Raw genomic sequence first — 17,558 nt, forward strand, 5'->3', positions numbered from 1 at the left:
ACAGGACACGTCATCCCGCGCGGGAGGCAGTGTCGCAGGGGTACGCCATGGATTTTCAGATAGCGCTGTTGCTTGGCCAGGACGGCATCACCAACGGAGCGATCTACGCGCTGCTGGCACTGGCACTGGTGCTGGTGTTTGCGGTGACGCGGGTGATCTTCATCCCGCAAGGGGAGTTCGTTGCCTACGGGGCGTTGACGCTGGCGATGCTGCAGGCGGGCGCGGTGCCGGCGACGGTGTGGCTGCTGGCCGGGCTGGGTGCGGTGGCGGCGGTGCTGGACGGGCGCGGCGCGCTGCAGTCGGGTAACGCGAAGAAGCTGCCCGGCATCGTTGGCTGGAACCTTGCCTATCCGCTGGCGCTCGCGGGCGTGCTGATGGCGCTGCCGGTCAAGGAGCTGCCGCTGGCGGTGCAGGTGCTGCTTGCGCTCGCGGTGGTGGTGCCGATGGGCCCCTACCTGTACCGCGTGGTGTATCAGCCGATCGCCGCCGCGCCGGTGCTGATCCTGCTGATCGTCTCGGTCGCGGTGCACGTCGGCATGGTCGGCCTCGGCCTGCTCTTCTTCGGCGCCGAAGGCCAGCGCACCCCGGCGTTCTCGGATGCGCGCTTCGAAGTCGGCCCGCTGCTGGTGTCCGGCCAGACGATCTGGGTGATCGTCGCCTCGATCGCGCTGATCGCCGCGCTGTACCAGTTCTTCGAGCGCACGCTGTACGGCAAGGCGCTGCGCGCGACCGCGATCAACCGCGTCGGCGCCCAGCTGATGGGCATCTCGCCCGCGCTCGCCGGCAAGCTCACCTTCGTGCTCGCCGCCTTCATCGGCGCGCTGTCGGGCGTGCTGATCGCCCCGATCACCACCATCTACTACGACACCGGCTTCCTGATCGGCCTGAAGGGGTTCGTCGCCGCCATCATCGGCGGGCTCGGCAGCTACCCGATCGCCGCCATCGGCGCCGTGCTGGTGGGGCTGCTCGAAGCCTTCTCCTCGTTCTGGGCCAGCGCCTACAAGGAAGTGATCGTCTTCACGCTGATCATCCCGGTGCTGCTGTGGCGCTCGCTCACCAGCCATCACCTGGAGGAAGAAGAATGACCGCCCGTCTTCCGATCGAGCCGTCGTCCGCGACCCCCTCCGCCTCCACCCCGGGAGCCTCCACCATGCTTTCGCCCCGCCTCGTGCTCGGCGTCTTTCTCGCGCTGCTGGCCGTGGCCCCGCTGGTGCTGCCGCCGTTCTACGTGACGCTCTTGAACTACATCGGTCTGTACGCCATGGTCGCGCTCGGCCTGGTGCTCTTGACCGGCGTCGGCGGCCTCACCAGCTTCGGCCAGGCCGCCTTCGTGGGGCTGGGCGCCTACACCACGGCGCTGCTGTGCACCGCCACCGATCTGCCCGCCTGGCTCGCCTGGGCGGGCGGCTCACCCTGGCTCGCGCTGGTCGTCGGCCTCGCCTTCACCGCCGTGGTGGCGGTGGTGCTCGGTTCGCTCACCCTCAAGCTCTCCGGCCACTACCTGCCGCTGGGCACCATCGCCTGGGGGATTTCGCTGTACTTCCTCTTCGGCACCATGGAAAGCCTGGGCGGCCACACCGGCCTCACCGGCATTCCGCCGATCTCGATCTTCGGATGGGTGCTCGACCAGGGCGAAGAGATCTACTACCTCATCTGGGTCTTCCTGCTCGCCGCGGTCTTCACCACCCAGAACCTGCTCGATTCCCGCGAAGGCCGCGCGATCCGCGCCTTGAAGGGCGGCATGGTGATGGCCGAAGCGATGGGCGTCGATACCTCGCGCTCGCGCATGATCATCTTCGTGATCGCCGCGCTGCACGCCTGCGCCTCGGGCTGGCTCTACGCCCACATGCAGCGCTTCGTCAATCCGACCCCGTTCGGGCTGCACATCGGCATCGAGTACCTCTTCATGGCGGTGGTCGGCGGCGCCGGTCACGTCTGGGGCGCGCTGGTCGGCGCCGGCGTCATCACCGTGTTGAAGCAGTGGCTGCAGGACCTCCTGCCGCGCCTCTTCGGCCAGTCGGGCAACTTCGAAGTCATCGTCTTCGGCCTGATGATGGTGATCGTGCTGCAACGCGCCCGCGACGGCCTGTGGCCCATCCTCACCAAGCTGGTGCCGGTCAAGGCCAGGCGCAAGACGCTGGACGCCGCCGCCAAGGAACTGCCGCGCCGCGAACTCCCGGGCAAAGGCGAGCTGATCCTCGAAGCGAAGAACGTCACCCGCAAGTTCGGCGGGCTCATCGCCAACAACAACATGAGCCTGGAAGTGAAGGCGGGCGAGATCCTCGCGCTGATCGGCCCCAACGGCGCGGGCAAGAGCACCATGTTCAACCAGATCTCGGGCGTCGACACCCCGACCTCGGGCGAGGTCCTCTTCCGCGGCAAGCCGGTGGCCGGTCACGACTCGCGCGAGATCGCACGGATGGGCATGAGCCGCAGCTTCCAGCACGTGAAGCTGCTCCCGACCATGAGTGTGCTCGAGAACGTCGCCATCGGCGGCCACCTGCGCGGCGACAAGGGCGTGCTCAGCGCCGCCTGGCGCATGGACCGCGAAGAAGAAGCGCGCCTGCTCGCAGAAGCCGCCCGCCAGATCGAACGCGTGGGCTTGGCCGAACACATGTTCGACGAAGCCGGCAGCCTCGCGCTCGGCCAGCAGCGCATCCTCGAGATCGCAAGAGCGCTCTGCTCCGACCCCTGCCTGCTGCTGCTCGATGAGCCCGCCGCGGGGCTGCGCTTCAAGGAGAAGGAAGCGCTCGGCGAGCTGCTGAAGAAACTCAAAGCCGAAGGCATGGCGATCCTCTTGGTCGAACACGACATGGACTTCGTGATGGGGCTGGTCGATCGGGTGGTGGTGATGGAGTTCGGCGAGAAGATCGCCGAGGGCCTGCCGGAGGACGTGCAGAAGGATCCGAAGGTGCTCGAAGCCTACCTGGGCGGGGTGGAGTGATGGCGAACGAAACGAAGAACAAGGTGCTGGAGATCCAGGACCTGTGCGTGGCCTACGGCAAGGTCGAAGCCTTGACCAACGCCAACCTCACCGTGGGCGAAGGCCAGATCGTCACCGTGATCGGCCCCAACGGCGCGGGCAAGACGACGATGCTGTCCGCGATCATGGGGGTGCTCAACTCCAAGGGCAAAGTCGCTTTCGACGGCAGCATCGAAGCGGTGCCGGAAGTCGAGCGGATGGTCGCGCGCGGCATGAACCTCGTGCCCGAGAAGCGCGAACTCTTCGGCGAGATGACCGTGGAAGACAACCTGACGCTGGGCGCCTTCCAGCGCTACCGCATGGGCAAGCGCGACCACGGTCAGACGATGGAAGAGGTGTATCACCTCTTCCCGCGCCTCAAAGAACGACGCAGCCAGCTCGCCGGCACGCTCTCCGGCGGCGAGCGCCAGATGCTGGCCGTGGGCCGCGCGCTGATGGCCAAGCCCAAGCTCTTGATGCTGGACGAACCGAGCCTGGGCCTGGCGCCACTGATCGTGCGGGAAATCTTCCGGATCATCGCGGAGCTGAGAAAGCGCGGCGTGTCGATCCTGCTGGTGGAGCAGAACGCACGGGCGGCGCTGCAGGTGGCGGACTACGCGTACGTGCTCGAGACCGGGCAGATCGCGATGGAAGGGCCGGCGGCGCAGCTGAAGGATGACCCGCGGGTGATCGAGGCGTACCTGGGGCTGGGGGGCAAGCATCAGGAGATGTTGGCGACTTGATGGGTTTGCTCCCTCCCCTTCAAGGGGAGGGCTGGGGTGGGGATGGGGTTTCGCTCTGCTGTTCGCTGAACCCAACCCCATCCCCCTCCTAACCAGTAGTCTCGGCTTCGCCTCGCCGCTTCTCCGCCGGTGAGCAGTGCTCGCCGAAACCCCGCCCTTACCCCCGACGGGGAGGCAGTAGACCGGCCCAGTCACCGTTGGACCAGCGTTCGGCGATATTCGGCCCTGTTCGGCCCAACTGGGCACGTGGCCCCGCGAGGCCGTCGTCCGGCACCCAATTCGATCAAAGGAGGACGGGTCGGAATCACTCCGACGAAAGCGGTAGCAGCGACTTCTCTTTCAACTCTTTTCCACACGCGCCGTACTTGTATGCAGAATGCCACGACCGGATGTTACCGCCTGCCCCGAATCCCGCGACGGTGCTAGAATCCGGCGCGTAGAACCACATCACTTCCCTAATACCAATCGAGGAAAAGCATGAACAAAGGTGAATTCGTCGAAGCCCTGGCCGACCGTCTGGACGTATCCCGCGCTCAAGCTGACCGCGCCCTGTCCGCCGTGCTCGACATCATCTCCGAGCAACTCGGCAAGGGTGAAAAAGTGGCGTTTACCGGCTTCGGCTCTTTCGAGGTTTCCGAGCGTGCAGCGCGTACCGGTCGCAACCCGCAGACCGGCGCAACCATCGACATCGCGGCGTCCAGCGTGCCGAAGTTCACGGCCGGTGCCACGCTGAAGGCTGCAGTCAACAAGTAATACCGCCTGTTCCTCGTTTTCGGACGGCCCTCGCAACCTAAGTTGCCGGGCCGTTTGCATTTTTTCGGCCTCGCGGCTGAAAAGCGGGTATAATCCGCCGCGTTGTGCAATGCAGCAGCAGGGCCATCCAGATCCAGCAGCGGGCAAATCCCGCCGCTCCGGCCCCAGGGACTGTATCCACAGCCCCATCGCCCCCGACCTCCCGCCGAACTCCATTCGTTCTCCCGATCGTCTGGCATCGTGACAACCGGTTGGTGCCGATGCGCGGTCGAGCCGGCATGTGTGTTCTCCATGTCGTAGTCGACCGGCCCACGCCCATCGCGCGCTTGTCGCCTTTGCGTCCGTCCTCGTGAACCGAGCACGGGCGGTGCGATGTCTTGCGGTCCGCTTCCGCGGATCCCAACCCGGCCCGGCCACAAGTCGGTCCGAAATTAGGAAGACAGATGACTTTCCACGCTCTCGGCCTCGCCGAAGAACTCATTGCCGCCGTTGAACAGAGCGGCTACACCACGCCGACCCCGGTGCAGGAACAGGCCATTCCGGCCGCCATCGCCGGTGGCGACCTGCTGGTGTCCTCGCACACCGGCAGCGGCAAGACGGCCGCGTTCACGCTGCCCTCGCTGCACCGCCTGGTCGGCCGCCGCCCGGCGCCGAACAGCGGCCCCCGCGTGCTGGTGCTTACGCCCACCCGCGAACTCGCCCAGCAAGTTGAAGAGGCGGTGAAGACCTACGGCCGCGCGCTGCGCTGGCTGAACACCGCCTGCCTGGTCGGCGGTGCGCCCTTCTTTGCCCAGGTCAAGCAGCTCAGCCGTCCGGTCGACGTGGTCGTCGCCACGCCGGGCCGTCTGCTCGACCACCTCAACCGCCGCAAGCTCAAGCTGTCGGACGTCGAAACCCTGGTGCTGGACGAAGCCGACCGCATGCTCGACATGGGTTTTGCCGAGGACATCGAGGCCATCGTCGGCGCGATTCCGGCCAGCCGCCAGACCCTGCTGTTCTCGGCCACGCTGGACGGCGTGGTCGGCGCGCTCGCCAACAAGCTCACCCGCAACCCGCAGCGCATCGAGATCGCCAGCACCGAAGCCAAGCGCGGCAACATCGAGCAGCGCCTGATGTTTGCGGACGACATGGGCCACAAGAGCCGCCTGCTCGAAGCCCTGCTCGGCACCGACGGCCTGCAGCAGGCGGTGGTGTTCACCGCCACCAAGAAGAGTGCCGACGAGCTGTCGCTGAGCCTGCAGGAAAAGGGTTTCTCCGCCGCTGCGCTGCATGGCGACATGCACCAGACGGTGCGTAACCGCACGCTGCAGCGCCTGCGCCAGGGCCGTATCGGCGTGCTGGTGGCCACCGACGTCGCGGCGCGCGGCATCGACGTCGCCGGCATCAGCCACGTCATCAACTTCGACCCGCCGCGCCAAGTGGAAGACTATGTGCACCGCATCGGCCGTACCGGCCGTGCCGGCCGCGACGGCATCGCGATCACGCTGTCGGGTCCGCGCGAAACCGGGCTGATCCGTGCGATCGAGCGTTTCACCGGCGACCGTCTCGCGGTCCACACCATCCCCGGTCTGGAGCCGGCGCCGCGGCGCCCGTCCGCGCCGCGTCCCGGTGGCCCGGGTCGTCGCTTCGGCAGCGGCGGCAAGCCGGGTGGCGGCTTTGGTGGCCGCAGTGAGGGTGGCTACGGCGGTCGCGGTGAAGGTGGTCGTGGCGCTTATGGCCGCGACGGCCATGCGACCCGCAATGAGCGCAGCCACGGCGACCGGCGTGACCGCGGTCCGCGCGGCTGAGCACTGCCTGGTTGAATGAAAAAAGCCCGCTGTGTAGCGGGCTTTTTTCTTGGGCAGGCGCCGAATGGCAGCGCGGAACCGGCTTCAGGCCTGGCCGTCGCCCGCGTCCTTCTTGGCGCGCGCGGCTTCTACCTCGATGCTGCGCAGGCGCGCCGCGAGCTTGTCGAGCACGCCATTGACGAAGCGGTGGCCGTCGGTGCCGCCGTAGGCCTTGGCGAGTTCGATCGCCTCGTTGATCACGACCCGGTAGGGCGTCTCGATGTTGTGCTTGAGTTCGTGGGTGCCGAGCAGCAGGATCGCGCGTTCGATCGGCGACAGCTCCTCGATCGGGCGATGGATGAAGGGCGAGAACTCGTCCTGCAGCGCGCCGACGTTATCCAGCGTGCCGCGCAGCAGCATCACGAAGAGTTCGCGATCCACCTTGTCGAAATCGGCCGCTTCCGCTTCCACGTGGGCTTCGACCACCTGGGGCGAATTGCCCGACAGCAGCCACTGGTAAACGCCCTGCAGCGCTAGTTCGCGCGCGCGCCGGCGCGCCATCCGGCTGCTCATTGCAGGACCTTCAGCAGGTTGGCCATCTCCACCGCGGCGCGCGCGCAGTCGCTGCCTTTTTCCTGCATGCGGGCCAGCGCCTGGTCGTCGTCTTCGGTGGTCAGCACGCCGTTGGCGATCGGAATGCCGGTGTCCAGGCCGATGCGGGTGATGCCGGCGCCCATTTCGTTGGAGACGAGTTCGAAGTGGTAGGTCTCGCCGCGGATCACCGCGCCGAGCGCGATCAGCGCGTCGAACTTGCCGCTCTGCCCCATCTTCTGCAGCACCAGCGGGATTTCCAGCGCGCCGGGCACGGTGGCGATGCGGATCAGTTCGGGCGACACGCCGAGCTTCTGCAGCTCTTCGGTACAGGCGGACAGCAGCCCTTCGCAGACGTCCTGATTGAAGCGGCTCATGACGATGCCGACGCGCAGGCCTTTGCCGTTGAGGTCGGATTCGAATTCAGCGATGTTGTCGTAACGGGCCATGGTGTGAAGTGTTCTGTGGGTGGAGAGGCGCCGCGCAGGGCGCCGTTGTTGTCAGGGCTTTTCGACGAAGCCGGTGATTTCGAGGCCGAAGCCGGCCATGCTGGGGATTTTGCGCGGATTGGCGAGCAGGCGCATGCGCCCCACGCCGAGCGCCCGGAGGATCTGGGCGCCGACGCCGAACAGGCGCGGGTCCCATTTCACCGGACGTTCGACCGTGGTGCCGGTGAGGCTGGCGAGCAGGTCGGTGCCGGACTGCGGGCGGTACAACAGCACGATGGCGCCGGCTTCGGCCTTCGCGATCGCGGCCAGCGCGTCGTTCACCGGGAAGCTGTGCTTGCCGCTGGCGGGGTCGAGGAAGTCGACCACCGAGATCGGCTCGTGCACCCGCACCAGGGTTTCGCGGTCCGGGCTGATTTCGCCGCGCGTCAGCGCGAAGTGGATGTCGCCCGAGGTACGGTCTTCGAAGGCGGACAGACGGAAGCGGCCGTGCGGCGTGTCCACATCCTTTTCGGTGACCTTCTCGACCAGGTGTTCGGTGGCCGCGCGGTACTCGATCAGGTCGCGGATCGCGCCGATCTTGAGGCCGTGCTGGGCAGCGAACTCGATCAGGTCGGGCAGCCGCGCCATGGTGCCGTCGTCCTTGAGGATCTCGCAGATCACCGCGGCGGGTTCCAGTCCGGCGAGCTGGGCGAGGTCGCAGCCGGCTTCGGTGTGGCCGGCGCGGATCAGCACGCCGCCCTTCTGCGCGGTAAGCGGGAAGATGTGGCCGGGCATCACGATGTCGTCCGGCTTGGCGTGGCGGGCGACCGCCACCTGCACGGTGCGCGAGCGGTCGTGCGCCGAGATGCCGGTGGTGACGCCGGTGGCGGCTTCGATCGACGCGGTGAAGGCGGTGCCGTGCGGGGTGCGGTTGTTGCGCACCATCTGCTCCAGGCCGAGCTGGCGGCAGCGTTCGTCGGTCAGCGTCAGGCACACGAGGCCACGGCAGTGCGTGACCATGAAGTTGATCGCTTCCGGGGTGACGAATTCGGCGGCGAGGACCACATCGCCCTCGTTTTCGCGGTCTTCCTCGTCGACGAGGATGACCATCTTGCCGGCACGGATGTCGGCGATGATCTCGCTGATGGGGGAAAGTGCGCTCATGGCTTGTCCTTGGATTCTTCTTCGCGCCAGGCGAGCATGCGTTCGACGTAGCGGGCGATCAGGTCGATCTCGAGATTGACCCGGCTGCCCGCCTTGAGATGCTTGAGGTTGGTCACCGCCACGGTGTGCGGGATCAGGTTGATCGAGAAGTCCGGCCCTTCGACGCGATTGACCGTAAGGCTGACGCCGTTGACGGTGACCGAGCCCTTCTTGGCGATGTAACCGGCGATGGCGCCCGGGGCGCGGATCACCAGCTCATGGCTTTCGCCGATCGGGGCGAACTTCAGCACTTCGCCCACGCCGTCCACATGGCCGGTGACGAGGTGGCCGCCGAGGCGGTCCGACAGCTGCAGCGCCTTTTCCAGATTGACTTCGCTGCCCTCGACGTCGAGGCCGACGGTGCAGTTGAGCGTCTCGCGCGAGACGTCGAAGCGGACGCGCGGGCCATCGCGCTCGATCACGGTGAGGCAGACGCCGCTGTTGGCGATGCTGTCGCCGATCTGCACGTCGGCGAGGTCGAGGCCGGCGGTGTCTACCGTGAGCCGCAGGCCGTCGGCCAGCGGTTCGATGCGTTCAATACGGCCGCAAGCGGCCACAATGCCGGAGAACATGAAGGGACTGACGGAAAAGGGGAAAGCGGGATTGTAGGCGAAAACCGCGGTGGGTTTCCTATCGGCGCAGGGCGCTGTCGAGCACGCCGGCGAAGGCTTCGGGCTTCTGGAAGCCCACCACGCGCAGGTCGGTGCGTTCGCGGCCGGCGCCGTCGAAGAAGATGATGCCGGGCGGGCCGAACAGGCCGAAGCGCTTGAGCAGCGCCTTGTGCTCCTCGCTGTTGGCGGTCACGTCGGCCTTCAGCAGCGTCATCTGTGCCAGCCGCTGCGCCACCTGCGGATCGGGAAAGGTATAGCGCTCCATTTCCTTGCACGACACGCACCAGTCGGCATAGAAGTCGAGCATCACCGGGCGCTCGGCGGCGGCGAGGCGGCTTTCCAGCTCGGCCAGCGAGCCGACGCGCTCGAAGCGCACCGTCTCGGCGGCCGGCGAGGCCTCGGCGCGCAGCACCGCGAGCGGCTGCAGCGGATCGCGCGAACCTGCAAGCGCGCCCACCAGCATCGCCGCGCCACCGATGGCCAGCACCACGCCCACGCCCTTCCAGAAGCGCTGCCAGCCATGCGCGTGCGGCGGAAGCGGGTCGAGCGCGTGCAGGAAGATGCCGGAGAACAGCAGCAGCGCCGCCCACGCCAGCATGCCGGCAAGCGGCGGCAGCACCGGCATCAGCAGCCAGATCGCAACGCCGAGCAGGATCACGCCGAACGCCTTCTTGACCCCGTCCATCCACGGTCCGACCTTGGGCAGCACCGAGCGCGTGGCCATGCCCACCGCCAGCAGCGGGGCGCCCAGCCCCAGGCCCATCGCGAACAGCGCGCCGCCGCCCAGCGCGGCATCGCCGCTGCGGGCGATGTAGAGCAGCGCCCCCGCCAGCGGCGCGGCGAGGCAGGGGCCGACGATCAGCGCCGACAGCGCGCCCATCGCGGCGACGCCGCCCAAATGGCCACCCTTGTTGTGGCTGGCGGTGTCGGCAATGCGGCTTTGCAGCGCGCTCGGCAGTTGCAGTTCGTAGAAGCCGAACATCGACAGCGCCAGCGCCACGAACACCAGCGCGAAGGCGGACAGCACCCACACGTTCTGCAGCGCCGCCACCAGCAGCGTGCCCGAGAGCCCGGCGCCGACCCCGGCCAGCGCATAGGTGACCGCCATCCCCAGCACGTAGGCGAGCGATAGCGCAAAGGTGCGGGTGCGCGACAGATGCTGGCCGCCACCGCCGACGATGATGCCGGACAGGATCGGGATCATCGGGAAATGGCAGGGCGTGAATGCGAGCAGCAGGCCGAAGCCGAAGAAGCTCGCCAGCACCAGCGGCACGCTGGCGTCGCGCAGCAGACCGGCGATGCGGCCGCTTTCATCGAGCGAGACCGCGGCCGGCGGCGCCACGGCGTCGGAGGCCAGCACGTCGCCGCGCGCGAGCGCGCCGTCGAGCAGGCTGGCGCCGGCGGCCGGTGAGGCCGCGACCAGCGCGACGCGCGCCTGCTGCGGCAGCGGCGGGTAGCAGACGCCGCCGTCCCAGCAGCCCTGACTGCTGACCGTCAGCTCGATCGCATCGACCCCGGCGGGGGCGGCGACCGGCACCAGCATACGCAAGGTGCCGCGGTAGGTTTCCACCTCGCCGAAGAACTCGTCGTGCTTGAGCTTGCCCGGCGGACGCTGGACCTCGCCCAGCGTCACCCCTGCGGGCTGGGCAGAGAAGCGGAACTTGCTGCCGTACAGGTAGTAGTCCTTGGCGATCTCGAACACCACCTCCACCGTTTGCGCGTCGAGCGCGCGCGCCTGCATCGCAAATGCCTTTTCCGGCTCGATCGGCTCGCTGGCGCGTGCGGGGTGGGCGAGGAGGCAGGCGAGGATGGCGAGCAGGGCGAACAGGCGGTGGATCACGGAGGGACGGTCCGGGTTGGGGGCTGAAGGGAGGCGGGCGGCGGGGCGGCATCAGCCCGGCGCGGTCTCCGTGCTCACCCAGTCGAGATAGCCCGGCAGGCCGCGCTGCACAGGGACCGCGACGATCTCGGGAAGTTCGTACGGGTGTTCGGCAAGGATGGCGGTTTCCAGCGCCGCGTAGCGCGCGGCGCTGGTCTTGATCAGCAGCGGAACTTCGGTGGCGGTTTCCACCCGGCCCTGCCAGCGATAGACCGAGGCGCAGGGCGCGAGGATGTTCACGCAGGCGGCAAGGCGCTCTTCCACCAGCCGCGCGCCGAGCGCCGCGGCGGAGTCGGCGTCCGGCAGGGTGGTGAGGACGAGGAGGATTTCGCTCATGGCAGGCTCCCGTGTCGGCAGACCGCCCGCGCCGCCGCGGCGCTCAGTCGGGCAGGGCGATCCGGTCGTCGGTGCTGAACTGGTAGTCGTGGAAGACGTGTTCCGCACTCAGCACGCGATAGGTGCCGTCTTCGTTGCGCCGCGTGGTGTCCTTCAGCCGGTAGGTGTACTGGCCGCAGGTCCAGCACTCGAAATTGCGCATGTGGGTGCACAGACAGGTCTTGTCCCACACCTTCACCTTGCGCGCTTCGGGGTGCGCCGCCACCTCGCGATTGTAGGCGTCGATGTACTGGCAGTTGCCCGAGGCATCGAGCAGATAGCCGTAGGCCTCGCAGTTCGGGCGGATGCCGTCGCCGATCGCCGGGCTGTTCTTCAGCATCCGCATCGGATAGCCGGTGGGCGAAATCTGGTTGACCTCGATGTCGTCCTCACCCGCCTTGAAGTACTCCTGCTGCACATCTTCCGGCAGCCCGCACTCTTGCGTGACCGTGAAGCGGGTGGCCACCTGCACCGCACCCGCGCCCATTTCGAGGAAGCGCACCGCGTCGCTGCCGGTGAAGATGCCACCGGCCGGGATCAACGGGATGTCGAGCTGCTCGGCGTGCAGCCAGTCGCGGATCTCGGCGACGATGGTGGCGAGGTCGTACTTGGCCCAGTCCATGCCGAAACCGAGGTGGCCGCCGGCGAGCGGGCCTTCCACCACCACGTAGTCCGGCAGTCGCCCGGTGCGGCCGTTCTTCTTCAGGAACAGCTGCAGCGCGCGCAGCGACGAGACGATGATGCCGAGCTTGACGTCATTGAAGCGCGGGTGGTCCTGGATCAGCGCGAACGAGCCGAGGTGCAGGCCGGCGGCCAGCGTGATGCCGTCGATGCCGGCGTCCATGGCGGCCTGCAGGCGCACCCGCAGGGTCTCCTTGGGGCCGTTCATGGTCAGCTTTTCCATGCAGTTGATGAACACCAGGCCGTCGCCGCGCTTGGCTTCCATGGTCTTGCCGACGTGCAGCGCGGTGGCTTCGGCGAGCAGGCCGAGGTCGAACTGCACCACCGACTTGTCCGGATTGGCGACGTTGAACTTGTACTGCTGGAGCTTGTTCTTGACGTACTTGGTGTTGAAGCGGCGGTCGGACACCGTGGGCACCATGGCGTCGGAGATGTGGCCGATGCCGCCCAGCCGGGCGGCTTCGAGCGAGAGTTCGGCGGTCGAGATATCGACCCCCATGCCCCCCACCATGATCGGCACCAGTTCCTTCGAGCCCAGCCGCAGGCGAAAATCATCGACGCGCTTCATGTGCTTCTGCTTCCGTTTTTTCCGCAATCCGACATTATCGCTCGCCGGACAGGGGAGAGGGAGCTTTATCGTCCGCAGCCGCGGTGCAATTACGCCTTTCGTTGATGCGGCGCAAAAGAATCCGCGTCCTCACCCTGCGCGCTGACATCCGGCGCGAACGGATCGGCGTAAGCTCGCGCTGTCCGCTCCACCCTGCCGGCCGCCGCCATGTCGCTTTCCGTTTTCGACATTCTCGCCGAACAACGCATCGCCGATGCGCTGCGCCGCGGTGAATTCGACCACCTGCCCGGGGCGGGGCGGCCGCTGGTGTTCGACGACGAACCGCTGCTGTCGCCCGAGCAGCGCATGGCCAACCATATCCTGAAGAACGCCGGCGTCACCCCGCCGGAGATCGGCCTGCGCCGCGAGATCGCCGCACTGCGCGCCCGGCTTGAGACCCTGGACGGCGAGGCCCGCGCCCGGGCCCGGCGCGAACTCGGGCAGCTGGTGCTGCGTCTGGCGGAACTGCAGCAGCGCTGAGCGGTGGTTTCCGCCCGCGCTGCCTACGAAGCGATACACGGCCAGCCCCTCCGCAGTGCAACAGTGGCACTGTCCACCGATATCCTGCCGGAAGGCCGATCGCCCTCTGCCCCGCCGCCGTGAAGAACATCAAGCTCGCCTTTCTCGTTCCGCCCGTCGTCCTCACGCTGCTGTGGCTCGCGGCGGATCCGGTGTTGTGGGGCGAGATCCGCTTTTTTTCCGCTGCGTGCCGCGCTGATGAACTACACAGGCATCCTCGGCATTGCGGCGATGAGCGTGGGCGTGATGCTGGCGGCGCGGCCGGCTTGGGCGGATGCACGGCTCGGCGGCCTCGACAAGGGGTATCGGCTGCACAAGTGGCTGGGCATTGCGGGGCTGGTGATCGCGACCCTCCACTGGGCGCTGGCCAAGCTGCCGAAGTGGATGGTGGGATGGGGCTGGCTGGAACGGCCGGTGCGCGGGCCGCGGGCGGAGCAGTCGGTGGCGATCTTCCGCTTTTTCCAGGAACAGCGCGGGCTTGCCGAAACCGTGGGCGAGTGGGCCTTCCATGCCGCGCTGGTGCTGATCGCACTGGCGCTGATCAAGCGCTTTCCCTACCGACGCTTCGTGCGGACCCATCACCTGCTGGCGGTGGTGTATCTCGCGCTGGTCTTCCACGCAGTGGTGCTGATGAAGTTCAGCTACTGGAGCGAGCCGCTCGGCCCGCTGATGGCGCTGCTGATGGCCGGCGGCACGCTGGCGGCGCTGGCCTCGCTGTTCCGCCGGGTCGGCCGCAGCCGTCAGGTGAGCGGCGAGATCGAAGAACTGGTACGCCATCCGGACAACGGCGTGCTGCGCGTGGGCGTGCGCCTGCGCGGGCGCTGGCCGGGACACCAGGCGGGGCAGTTCGCCTTCGTCAGCTTCGACGCCACCGAAGGGCCGCATCCATTCACGATCTGCTCCGCGTGGACCGGCGATGGCCGCCTGGTATTCATGATCAAGGGCCTCGGCGACTACACCGCGCGCCTGCCGGACACGCTGAAGGTGGGCGACCCGGTGCGGGTGGAAGGCCCCTACGGCCGCTTCGACTTCGCTGGCGCCCGGCCGCGCCAGGTGTGGGTGGCCGGCGGCATCGGCATCACGCCCTTCGTTGCGCGGCTGCAGGCGCTCGCCGGCCAGCACGACGGCAGGCCGGTCGACCTGTTCTACAGCACCGCCGCGCCCGACGAAGGCTTCATCGCCCGCCTGCGTCAGCACGCCGAGCGCGCCGGCGTCGCGCTGCATGTGCAGGTAACGCCGACCCAGGGCAGGCTCGACGCCGGCCGCATCCGTGCCGAGGTGCCGGCGTGGAAGGAGGCCGACTTCTGGTTCTGCGGCCCGGCCGCGTTCGGCAACACGCTGCGCGCCGAACTCACCGCGGCCGGCCTCGGCGCCGGCGACTTCCACCAGGAACTGTTCGAGATGCGCTGAGATGGGCCCGCCACGCTGACCGCGTTCGGGGAGCGTCGGCGGGGTACGGCCAACCCGCTCGGACGGCAGGGCAGCGTGCGCTGCGCAACCCTGGTCTCGTGCCCAGCGGCGGCGCTTGTAGCTTTAGGCCAGACCCGTGCGCCGCGGTCTTTTCGCCGTTGAGGCGGGGAGGGCGGCCGGGCGCCACCGAGGCCCCGGCGGCGCGCGCTGCTATGCTGCGGCCCGCGCTTATCGCCCGCTTCGCCGCATGAGTTCCGCCGCCGAATCCCCCGCCACCTACGCCGACCGCCCGCTGTTCGAGCCCATCGCCACGCTGCTCGCCGCCTTTCCCGCCGGGCTGCCGGATCATGCCGGCCTGCAGCGCCTGCTTGAACAGGCTGCGCCGGAGGCGGTGAGCGGCGGCGGCCGGCCGCTCCGCTTCGTGTTGCCGGACGACTCCCGGCCCGCCTACGAGGTGCGCATCCACGCCAGCGGCGAGGTGCCCACCCGCGCCGGCGACTGGCACGACTTCTTCAACGCGCTCGCGTGGTGTGTGTGGCCGCGCGCCAAGGCGGCCTGCAACGCACTGCACCTGCAGGAGATCGCCGCGCGCGAAGTCAGCGGGGCGCAAGGCCGCGGCCCCCGCCGCGACGCGCTGACCCAGTTCGACGAATGCGGCGTGGTGGTGGTGTCGGCCGATGCGGACATCCCCGTGCTGCTGGCCGACCACCAGTGGGAGGCGGTGTTCTGGCAGCGGCGCGCGCGCCTGCAGGCGAGCACCCGCTTCCTCGTGTTCGGCCACGGCAGCTGGGACCAACTGCGGCGGCCCTTCTTCGGCCTGTGCGCCAAGGCCATCCACCGCGTGGTCGAACCGGACTGGCTGCAATTGCCGCCCGCCGCGCAGCAGGCCGAGGTCGACGCCTGGCTGGCGGCCCATCTCGCCAGCCTGCCGACGCTGACGCCGCGCGCCTTTTCGCCCTTGCCGCTGTTCGGCATCCCCGGGGTGACGCCCGACAGCGAGCACGCTGGCTACTACCGCGACACCCGCCAGTTCCGCCCACGCCGCCGTTGAGCCGCCTTGCGCCCTGGCGGGCGCCGTGGCTTCAGCGTTCGGGCTGGGCGGGTGTCGCGCCGGCCGTAATCGATGCCGCGGTGGCGCGCAGGATCTCTTCCGACAGCGCGGCGTCGTCCACTGCGCGTGCCAGCACCAGCGCGCCGACCATGGCGGAAAACGCGGCCAGCGCCTGCTGGCGGCGGTCGGCGCCGGGCGAGTCCGGCAACAGGCGGGCGAGTTCGTCGACCAGCGGCAGCAAGCCCGCGCTCATTGCCTGGCGGACGGCCGGGTTGCGGCGGTGGGCCTCGGCGCCGAGGGCGGCAAAGGCGCAGCCACGCCCGGGGTGGTCACGGTGGGCGGGCGACAGATACTTGTTCACGATGCTCGTCAGCCCGTCCTCACCCGCCGCGGCGACGCGCCGCTTCCAGTAGCTCAGCGAATCCGCCAACGCGCGCGCGCTGGCCTCGGCCATCAGCGCGTCCTTGGAGCCGAACTGGCCGTAGAACGCGCCGTGGGTCAGCCCCGCCTGCTTCATCAGCTCGGCCACGCCGATGCCGTCGAAACCGTGCTCGCGGAACAGCCGCGAGGCTTCCTGCACGACCCGTTCGCGGTTCTCCGCCGCCTGTTCCCTGCTGACCCTCATGACCTGCTCCGCTCGCCGCTGTGCTTGCAGTATAGAGTATGGTCGTAATTTAAAGGAGCGCCCCGCGGCCGGGCCGCCGCCACGGCGGCCTGTATTGTGGACAACCGTAATTGCCCGCCGCCGGCCACGCGCCGAACAATCGTCCGCTCGTATTCCGCCCGCCAGGACGATCGCCATGCCCAGCCTGTTACACCCTTTCCGTCTCGCCGCCGGCCTGCTGGCGCTGCTCGTTCCGCTGGCGCCGTCCGGTGCTGCCGCGCAGACGCGCGAACTGGTGATCGGCCAGGTGGCGCCGTTTTCCGGACCGCAGGCGGTCACCGGCAAGGCGATCCACGCCGGCATCCGGCTCTACTTCGACCAGGTGAATGCGCAGGGCGGGGTCAAGGGCGCGCGCCTGCGCCTGGTCACCCGTGACGACGCGCAGAAGCCGGAGCAGACGGTTGCGCTCGCCCGCGAGCTGATCCAGCAGGAAGCGCCGGTGGCGCTGATCGGCACCGTCGGCACCACCAACGTCGATGCGCTGGTCGCCGATGGCGTGCTGGTGCGCGCCGGCCTGCCGCTGGTGGGCGCGGTGTCCGGCGCGTCGAGCGCGATCGGCGGGCGCAACGTGTTCGTCACCAAGGCCAGCTACCACGATGAGGTGAACCGGCTATTCACCAGCCTTTCCGGCCTCGGCATGAAGCGCGTCGGGCTGGTGTATCAGGACGACGCGCTCGGCCAGGACGTCATCGCCGGGGCCGACGCCGCGGCGCCGCGCGCCGGCATCAGCCTGATCGCGCGCGCCGGCTACGAGCGCAACACGGTGAAGGTGGAGCAGGCGGTGGAAGCCATGCTGAAGGCCAATCCGCAGGTGGTCTTCCTCGGCGCCACCACCGCCGCGGCGATCGAGTTCGTGCGCCAGTACCGTGCGCGCGGCGGCGACGCCACGCTGTACGGGCTGTCGATCATCGACACCCGACAGCTGGTGGCCCAGCTCGGCCCCGCCGGTGCGCGCGGCTTTGCGTTCTCGGTGGTGTTGCCGCTGGAAGGCCAGCAGACCATCGAGGTGAACCGCGAGTACCTGCGCCTGCGCGCCGCCAGCGCCGACCCCGACCTCTCGGCCCGCTCCATCGAAGGCTTCATCGCCGCCAAGGCGCTGGTCCATGCGCTGCGCAGTGCCGAGGGCGCGCCGGGCAGCGGCGCGGTGCTGAAGAGCCTGCAGGCCATGCGCAAGGTCGATCTCGGCGGTTACACGCTGGACTTCGGGCAACCGGGGCGGCCCGGTTCCAGCTATGTCGATTTCGCCATGCTGGGCGATGGCGGCCGGGTGGTGCACTAGGCGCGCAGCCCGCGCGCGGCCGTGCGTTGCGCGGCG

General features: G+C 68.6%; 17 protein-coding genes. 9 read left to right on the plus strand and 8 right to left on the minus strand.

What is annotated here, in order from left to right:
• The first annotated feature begins 47 nt into the window (after positions 1 to 47).
• The 5 genes from dqs_RS01630 to dqs_RS01650 all read left to right on the plus strand — a co-directional run bounded on the left by dqs_RS01630 (position 48) and on the right by dqs_RS01650 (position 6,245).
• Entirely contained in the window at positions 48 to 1,085 is a 1,038-nt protein-coding gene (locus tag dqs_RS01630; protein ID WP_011764047.1) for a branched-chain amino acid ABC transporter permease, read from the plus strand.
• 65 nt (positions 1,086 to 1,150) lie between these two features.
• Entirely contained in the window at positions 1,151 to 2,944 is a 1,794-nt protein-coding gene (locus dqs_RS01635) for a branched-chain amino acid ABC transporter ATP-binding protein/permease (RefSeq protein WP_065339477.1), read from the plus strand.
• Complete coding sequence (locus dqs_RS01640; protein ID WP_011764049.1) at positions 2,944 to 3,705, plus strand: ABC transporter ATP-binding protein; 762 nt, start codon at positions 2,944 to 2,946, stop codon at positions 3,703 to 3,705. The genes dqs_RS01635 and dqs_RS01640 overlap by 1 nt, the downstream gene beginning before the upstream one ends.
• A 477-nt stretch (positions 3,706 to 4,182) precedes the next feature.
• Positions 4,183 to 4,458 carry an HU family DNA-binding protein gene (locus dqs_RS01645; RefSeq protein ID WP_011764050.1) on the plus strand — a complete coding sequence of 92 codons (276 nt, stop codon included), beginning with the start codon at positions 4,183 to 4,185 and terminating at the stop codon, positions 4,456 to 4,458.
• Positions 4,459 to 4,901: 443 nt separating this feature from the next.
• Entirely contained in the window at positions 4,902 to 6,245 is a 1,344-nt protein-coding gene (locus dqs_RS01650; protein ID WP_011764051.1) for a DEAD/DEAH box helicase, read from the plus strand.
• 84 nt (positions 6,246 to 6,329) lie between these two features.
• Here the strand turns inward: dqs_RS01650 and nusB are convergent, their stop codons facing one another.
• Genes nusB through dqs_RS01685 form a run of 7 tightly spaced genes read right to left on the minus strand, consistent with a single transcriptional unit; the run spans position 6,330 to position 12,560 of the window.
• Positions 6,330 to 6,797: a transcription antitermination factor NusB gene (gene nusB, locus dqs_RS01655; RefSeq protein ID WP_011764052.1), complete on the minus strand. Its 468-nt coding sequence runs from the start codon at positions 6,795 to 6,797 to the stop codon at positions 6,330 to 6,332.
• On the minus strand, positions 6,794 to 7,264 hold the full coding sequence (ribH, locus tag dqs_RS01660; protein ID WP_011764053.1) for a 6,7-dimethyl-8-ribityllumazine synthase: 471 nt from the start codon (positions 7,262 to 7,264) through the stop codon (positions 6,794 to 6,796). The genes nusB and ribH overlap by 4 nt, the downstream gene beginning before the upstream one ends.
• 51 nt (positions 7,265 to 7,315) lie before the next feature.
• Positions 7,316 to 8,407: a bifunctional 3,4-dihydroxy-2-butanone-4-phosphate synthase/GTP cyclohydrolase II gene (ribBA, locus tag dqs_RS01665; protein ID WP_011764054.1), complete on the minus strand. Its 1,092-nt coding sequence runs from the start codon at positions 8,405 to 8,407 to the stop codon at positions 7,316 to 7,318.
• The gene (locus dqs_RS01670; protein ID WP_065339478.1) at positions 8,404 to 9,018 is read right to left on the minus strand and encodes a riboflavin synthase; all 615 of its coding nucleotides are present in this window, start codon (positions 9,016 to 9,018) and stop codon (positions 8,404 to 8,406) included. The genes ribBA and dqs_RS01670 overlap by 4 nt, the downstream gene beginning before the upstream one ends.
• Positions 9,019 to 9,076: 58 nt before the next feature.
• On the minus strand, positions 9,077 to 10,894 hold the full coding sequence (dsbD, locus tag dqs_RS01675; RefSeq protein ID WP_041643068.1) for a protein-disulfide reductase DsbD: 1,818 nt from the start codon (positions 10,892 to 10,894) through the stop codon (positions 9,077 to 9,079).
• A gap of 54 nt (positions 10,895 to 10,948) precedes the next feature.
• Positions 10,949 to 11,272, minus strand: a complete 324-nt coding sequence (cutA, locus tag dqs_RS01680; RefSeq protein ID WP_011764057.1) for a divalent-cation tolerance protein CutA — start codon at positions 11,270 to 11,272, stop codon at positions 10,949 to 10,951.
• Positions 11,273 to 11,315: 43 nt separating this feature from the next.
• The gene (locus dqs_RS01685) at positions 11,316 to 12,560 is read right to left on the minus strand and encodes a nitronate monooxygenase (RefSeq protein WP_011764058.1); all 1,245 of its coding nucleotides are present in this window, start codon (positions 12,558 to 12,560) and stop codon (positions 11,316 to 11,318) included.
• 207 nt (positions 12,561 to 12,767) lie between these two features.
• Between dqs_RS01685 and dqs_RS01690 the strand changes: the two genes are divergently transcribed.
• From dqs_RS01690 to dqs_RS01700, 3 genes are all read left to right on the plus strand, one after another.
• Entirely contained in the window at positions 12,768 to 13,079 is a 312-nt protein-coding gene (locus tag dqs_RS01690; RefSeq protein WP_065339479.1) for a DnaJ family domain-containing protein, read from the plus strand.
• A gap of 237 nt (positions 13,080 to 13,316) precedes the next feature.
• Positions 13,317 to 14,528 (plus strand): ferredoxin reductase family protein, encoded by a 1,212-nt coding sequence (locus dqs_RS01695; protein WP_472233782.1) that lies wholly within the window; start codon positions 13,317 to 13,319, stop codon positions 14,526 to 14,528.
• Positions 14,529 to 14,775: 247 nt separating this feature from the next.
• Positions 14,776 to 15,579 carry a DUF3025 domain-containing protein gene (locus tag dqs_RS01700; protein WP_065339480.1) on the plus strand — a complete coding sequence of 268 codons (804 nt, stop codon included), beginning with the start codon at positions 14,776 to 14,778 and terminating at the stop codon, positions 15,577 to 15,579.
• 31 nt (positions 15,580 to 15,610) lie between these two features.
• Here dqs_RS01700 and dqs_RS01705 read toward each other — a convergent pair whose 3' ends face one another.
• Positions 15,611 to 16,204, minus strand: a complete 594-nt coding sequence (locus tag dqs_RS01705; RefSeq protein ID WP_011764062.1) for a TetR/AcrR family transcriptional regulator — start codon at positions 16,202 to 16,204, stop codon at positions 15,611 to 15,613.
• Between the two features lie 175 nt (positions 16,205 to 16,379).
• Here dqs_RS01705 and dqs_RS01710 point away from each other — a divergent pair, with 175 nt between their 5' ends.
• Positions 16,380 to 17,522, plus strand: coding sequence for an ABC transporter substrate-binding protein (locus tag dqs_RS01710; RefSeq protein ID WP_065339481.1), 1,143 nt, complete (start codon positions 16,380 to 16,382; stop codon positions 17,520 to 17,522).
• Positions 17,523 to 17,558 lie beyond the last annotated feature (36 nt).

This window comes from Azoarcus olearius (genome assembly GCF_001682385.1).
In the GTDB taxonomy this organism is placed as follows: Bacteria; Pseudomonadota; Gammaproteobacteria; order Burkholderiales; family Rhodocyclaceae; genus Azoarcus; species Azoarcus olearius.

Bases quoted from the DNA above. Each gene is read 5' to 3' on its own strand.
- dqs_RS01630 (WP_011764047.1), top strand. From the start codon at position 48: ATGGATTTTCAGATAGCGCTGTTGCTTGGCCAGGACGGCATCACCAAC.
- dqs_RS01635 (WP_065339477.1), top strand. From the start codon at position 1,151: ATGCTTTCGCCCCGCCTCGTGCTCGGCGTCTTTCTCGCGCTGCTGGCC.
- dqs_RS01640 (WP_011764049.1), top strand. From the start codon at position 2,944: ATGGCGAACGAAACGAAGAACAAGGTGCTGGAGATCCAGGACCTGTGC.
- dqs_RS01645 (WP_011764050.1), top strand. From the start codon at position 4,183: ATGAACAAAGGTGAATTCGTCGAAGCCCTGGCCGACCGTCTGGACGTA.
- dqs_RS01650 (WP_011764051.1), top strand. From the start codon at position 4,902: ATGACTTTCCACGCTCTCGGCCTCGCCGAAGAACTCATTGCCGCCGTT.
- nusB (WP_011764052.1), bottom strand. From the start codon at position 6,797: ATGAGCAGCCGGATGGCGCGCCGGCGCGCGCGCGAACTAGCGCTGCAG.
- ribH (WP_011764053.1), bottom strand. From the start codon at position 7,264: ATGGCCCGTTACGACAACATCGCTGAATTCGAATCCGACCTCAACGGC.
- ribBA (WP_011764054.1), bottom strand. From the start codon at position 8,407: ATGAGCGCACTTTCCCCCATCAGCGAGATCATCGCCGACATCCGTGCC.
- dqs_RS01670 (WP_065339478.1), bottom strand. From the start codon at position 9,018: ATGTTCTCCGGCATTGTGGCCGCTTGCGGCCGTATTGAACGCATCGAA.
- cutA (WP_011764057.1), bottom strand. From the start codon at position 11,272: ATGAGCGAAATCCTCCTCGTCCTCACCACCCTGCCGGACGCCGACTCC.
- dqs_RS01685 (WP_011764058.1), bottom strand. From the start codon at position 12,560: ATGAAGCGCGTCGATGATTTTCGCCTGCGGCTGGGCTCGAAGGAACTG.
- dqs_RS01690 (WP_065339479.1), top strand. From the start codon at position 12,768: ATGTCGCTTTCCGTTTTCGACATTCTCGCCGAACAACGCATCGCCGAT.
- dqs_RS01695 (WP_472233782.1), top strand. From the start codon at position 13,317: ATGAACTACACAGGCATCCTCGGCATTGCGGCGATGAGCGTGGGCGTG.
- dqs_RS01700 (WP_065339480.1), top strand. From the start codon at position 14,776: ATGAGTTCCGCCGCCGAATCCCCCGCCACCTACGCCGACCGCCCGCTG.
- dqs_RS01705 (WP_011764062.1), bottom strand. From the start codon at position 16,204: ATGAGGGTCAGCAGGGAACAGGCGGCGGAGAACCGCGAACGGGTCGTG.
- dqs_RS01710 (WP_065339481.1), top strand. From the start codon at position 16,380: ATGCCCAGCCTGTTACACCCTTTCCGTCTCGCCGCCGGCCTGCTGGCG.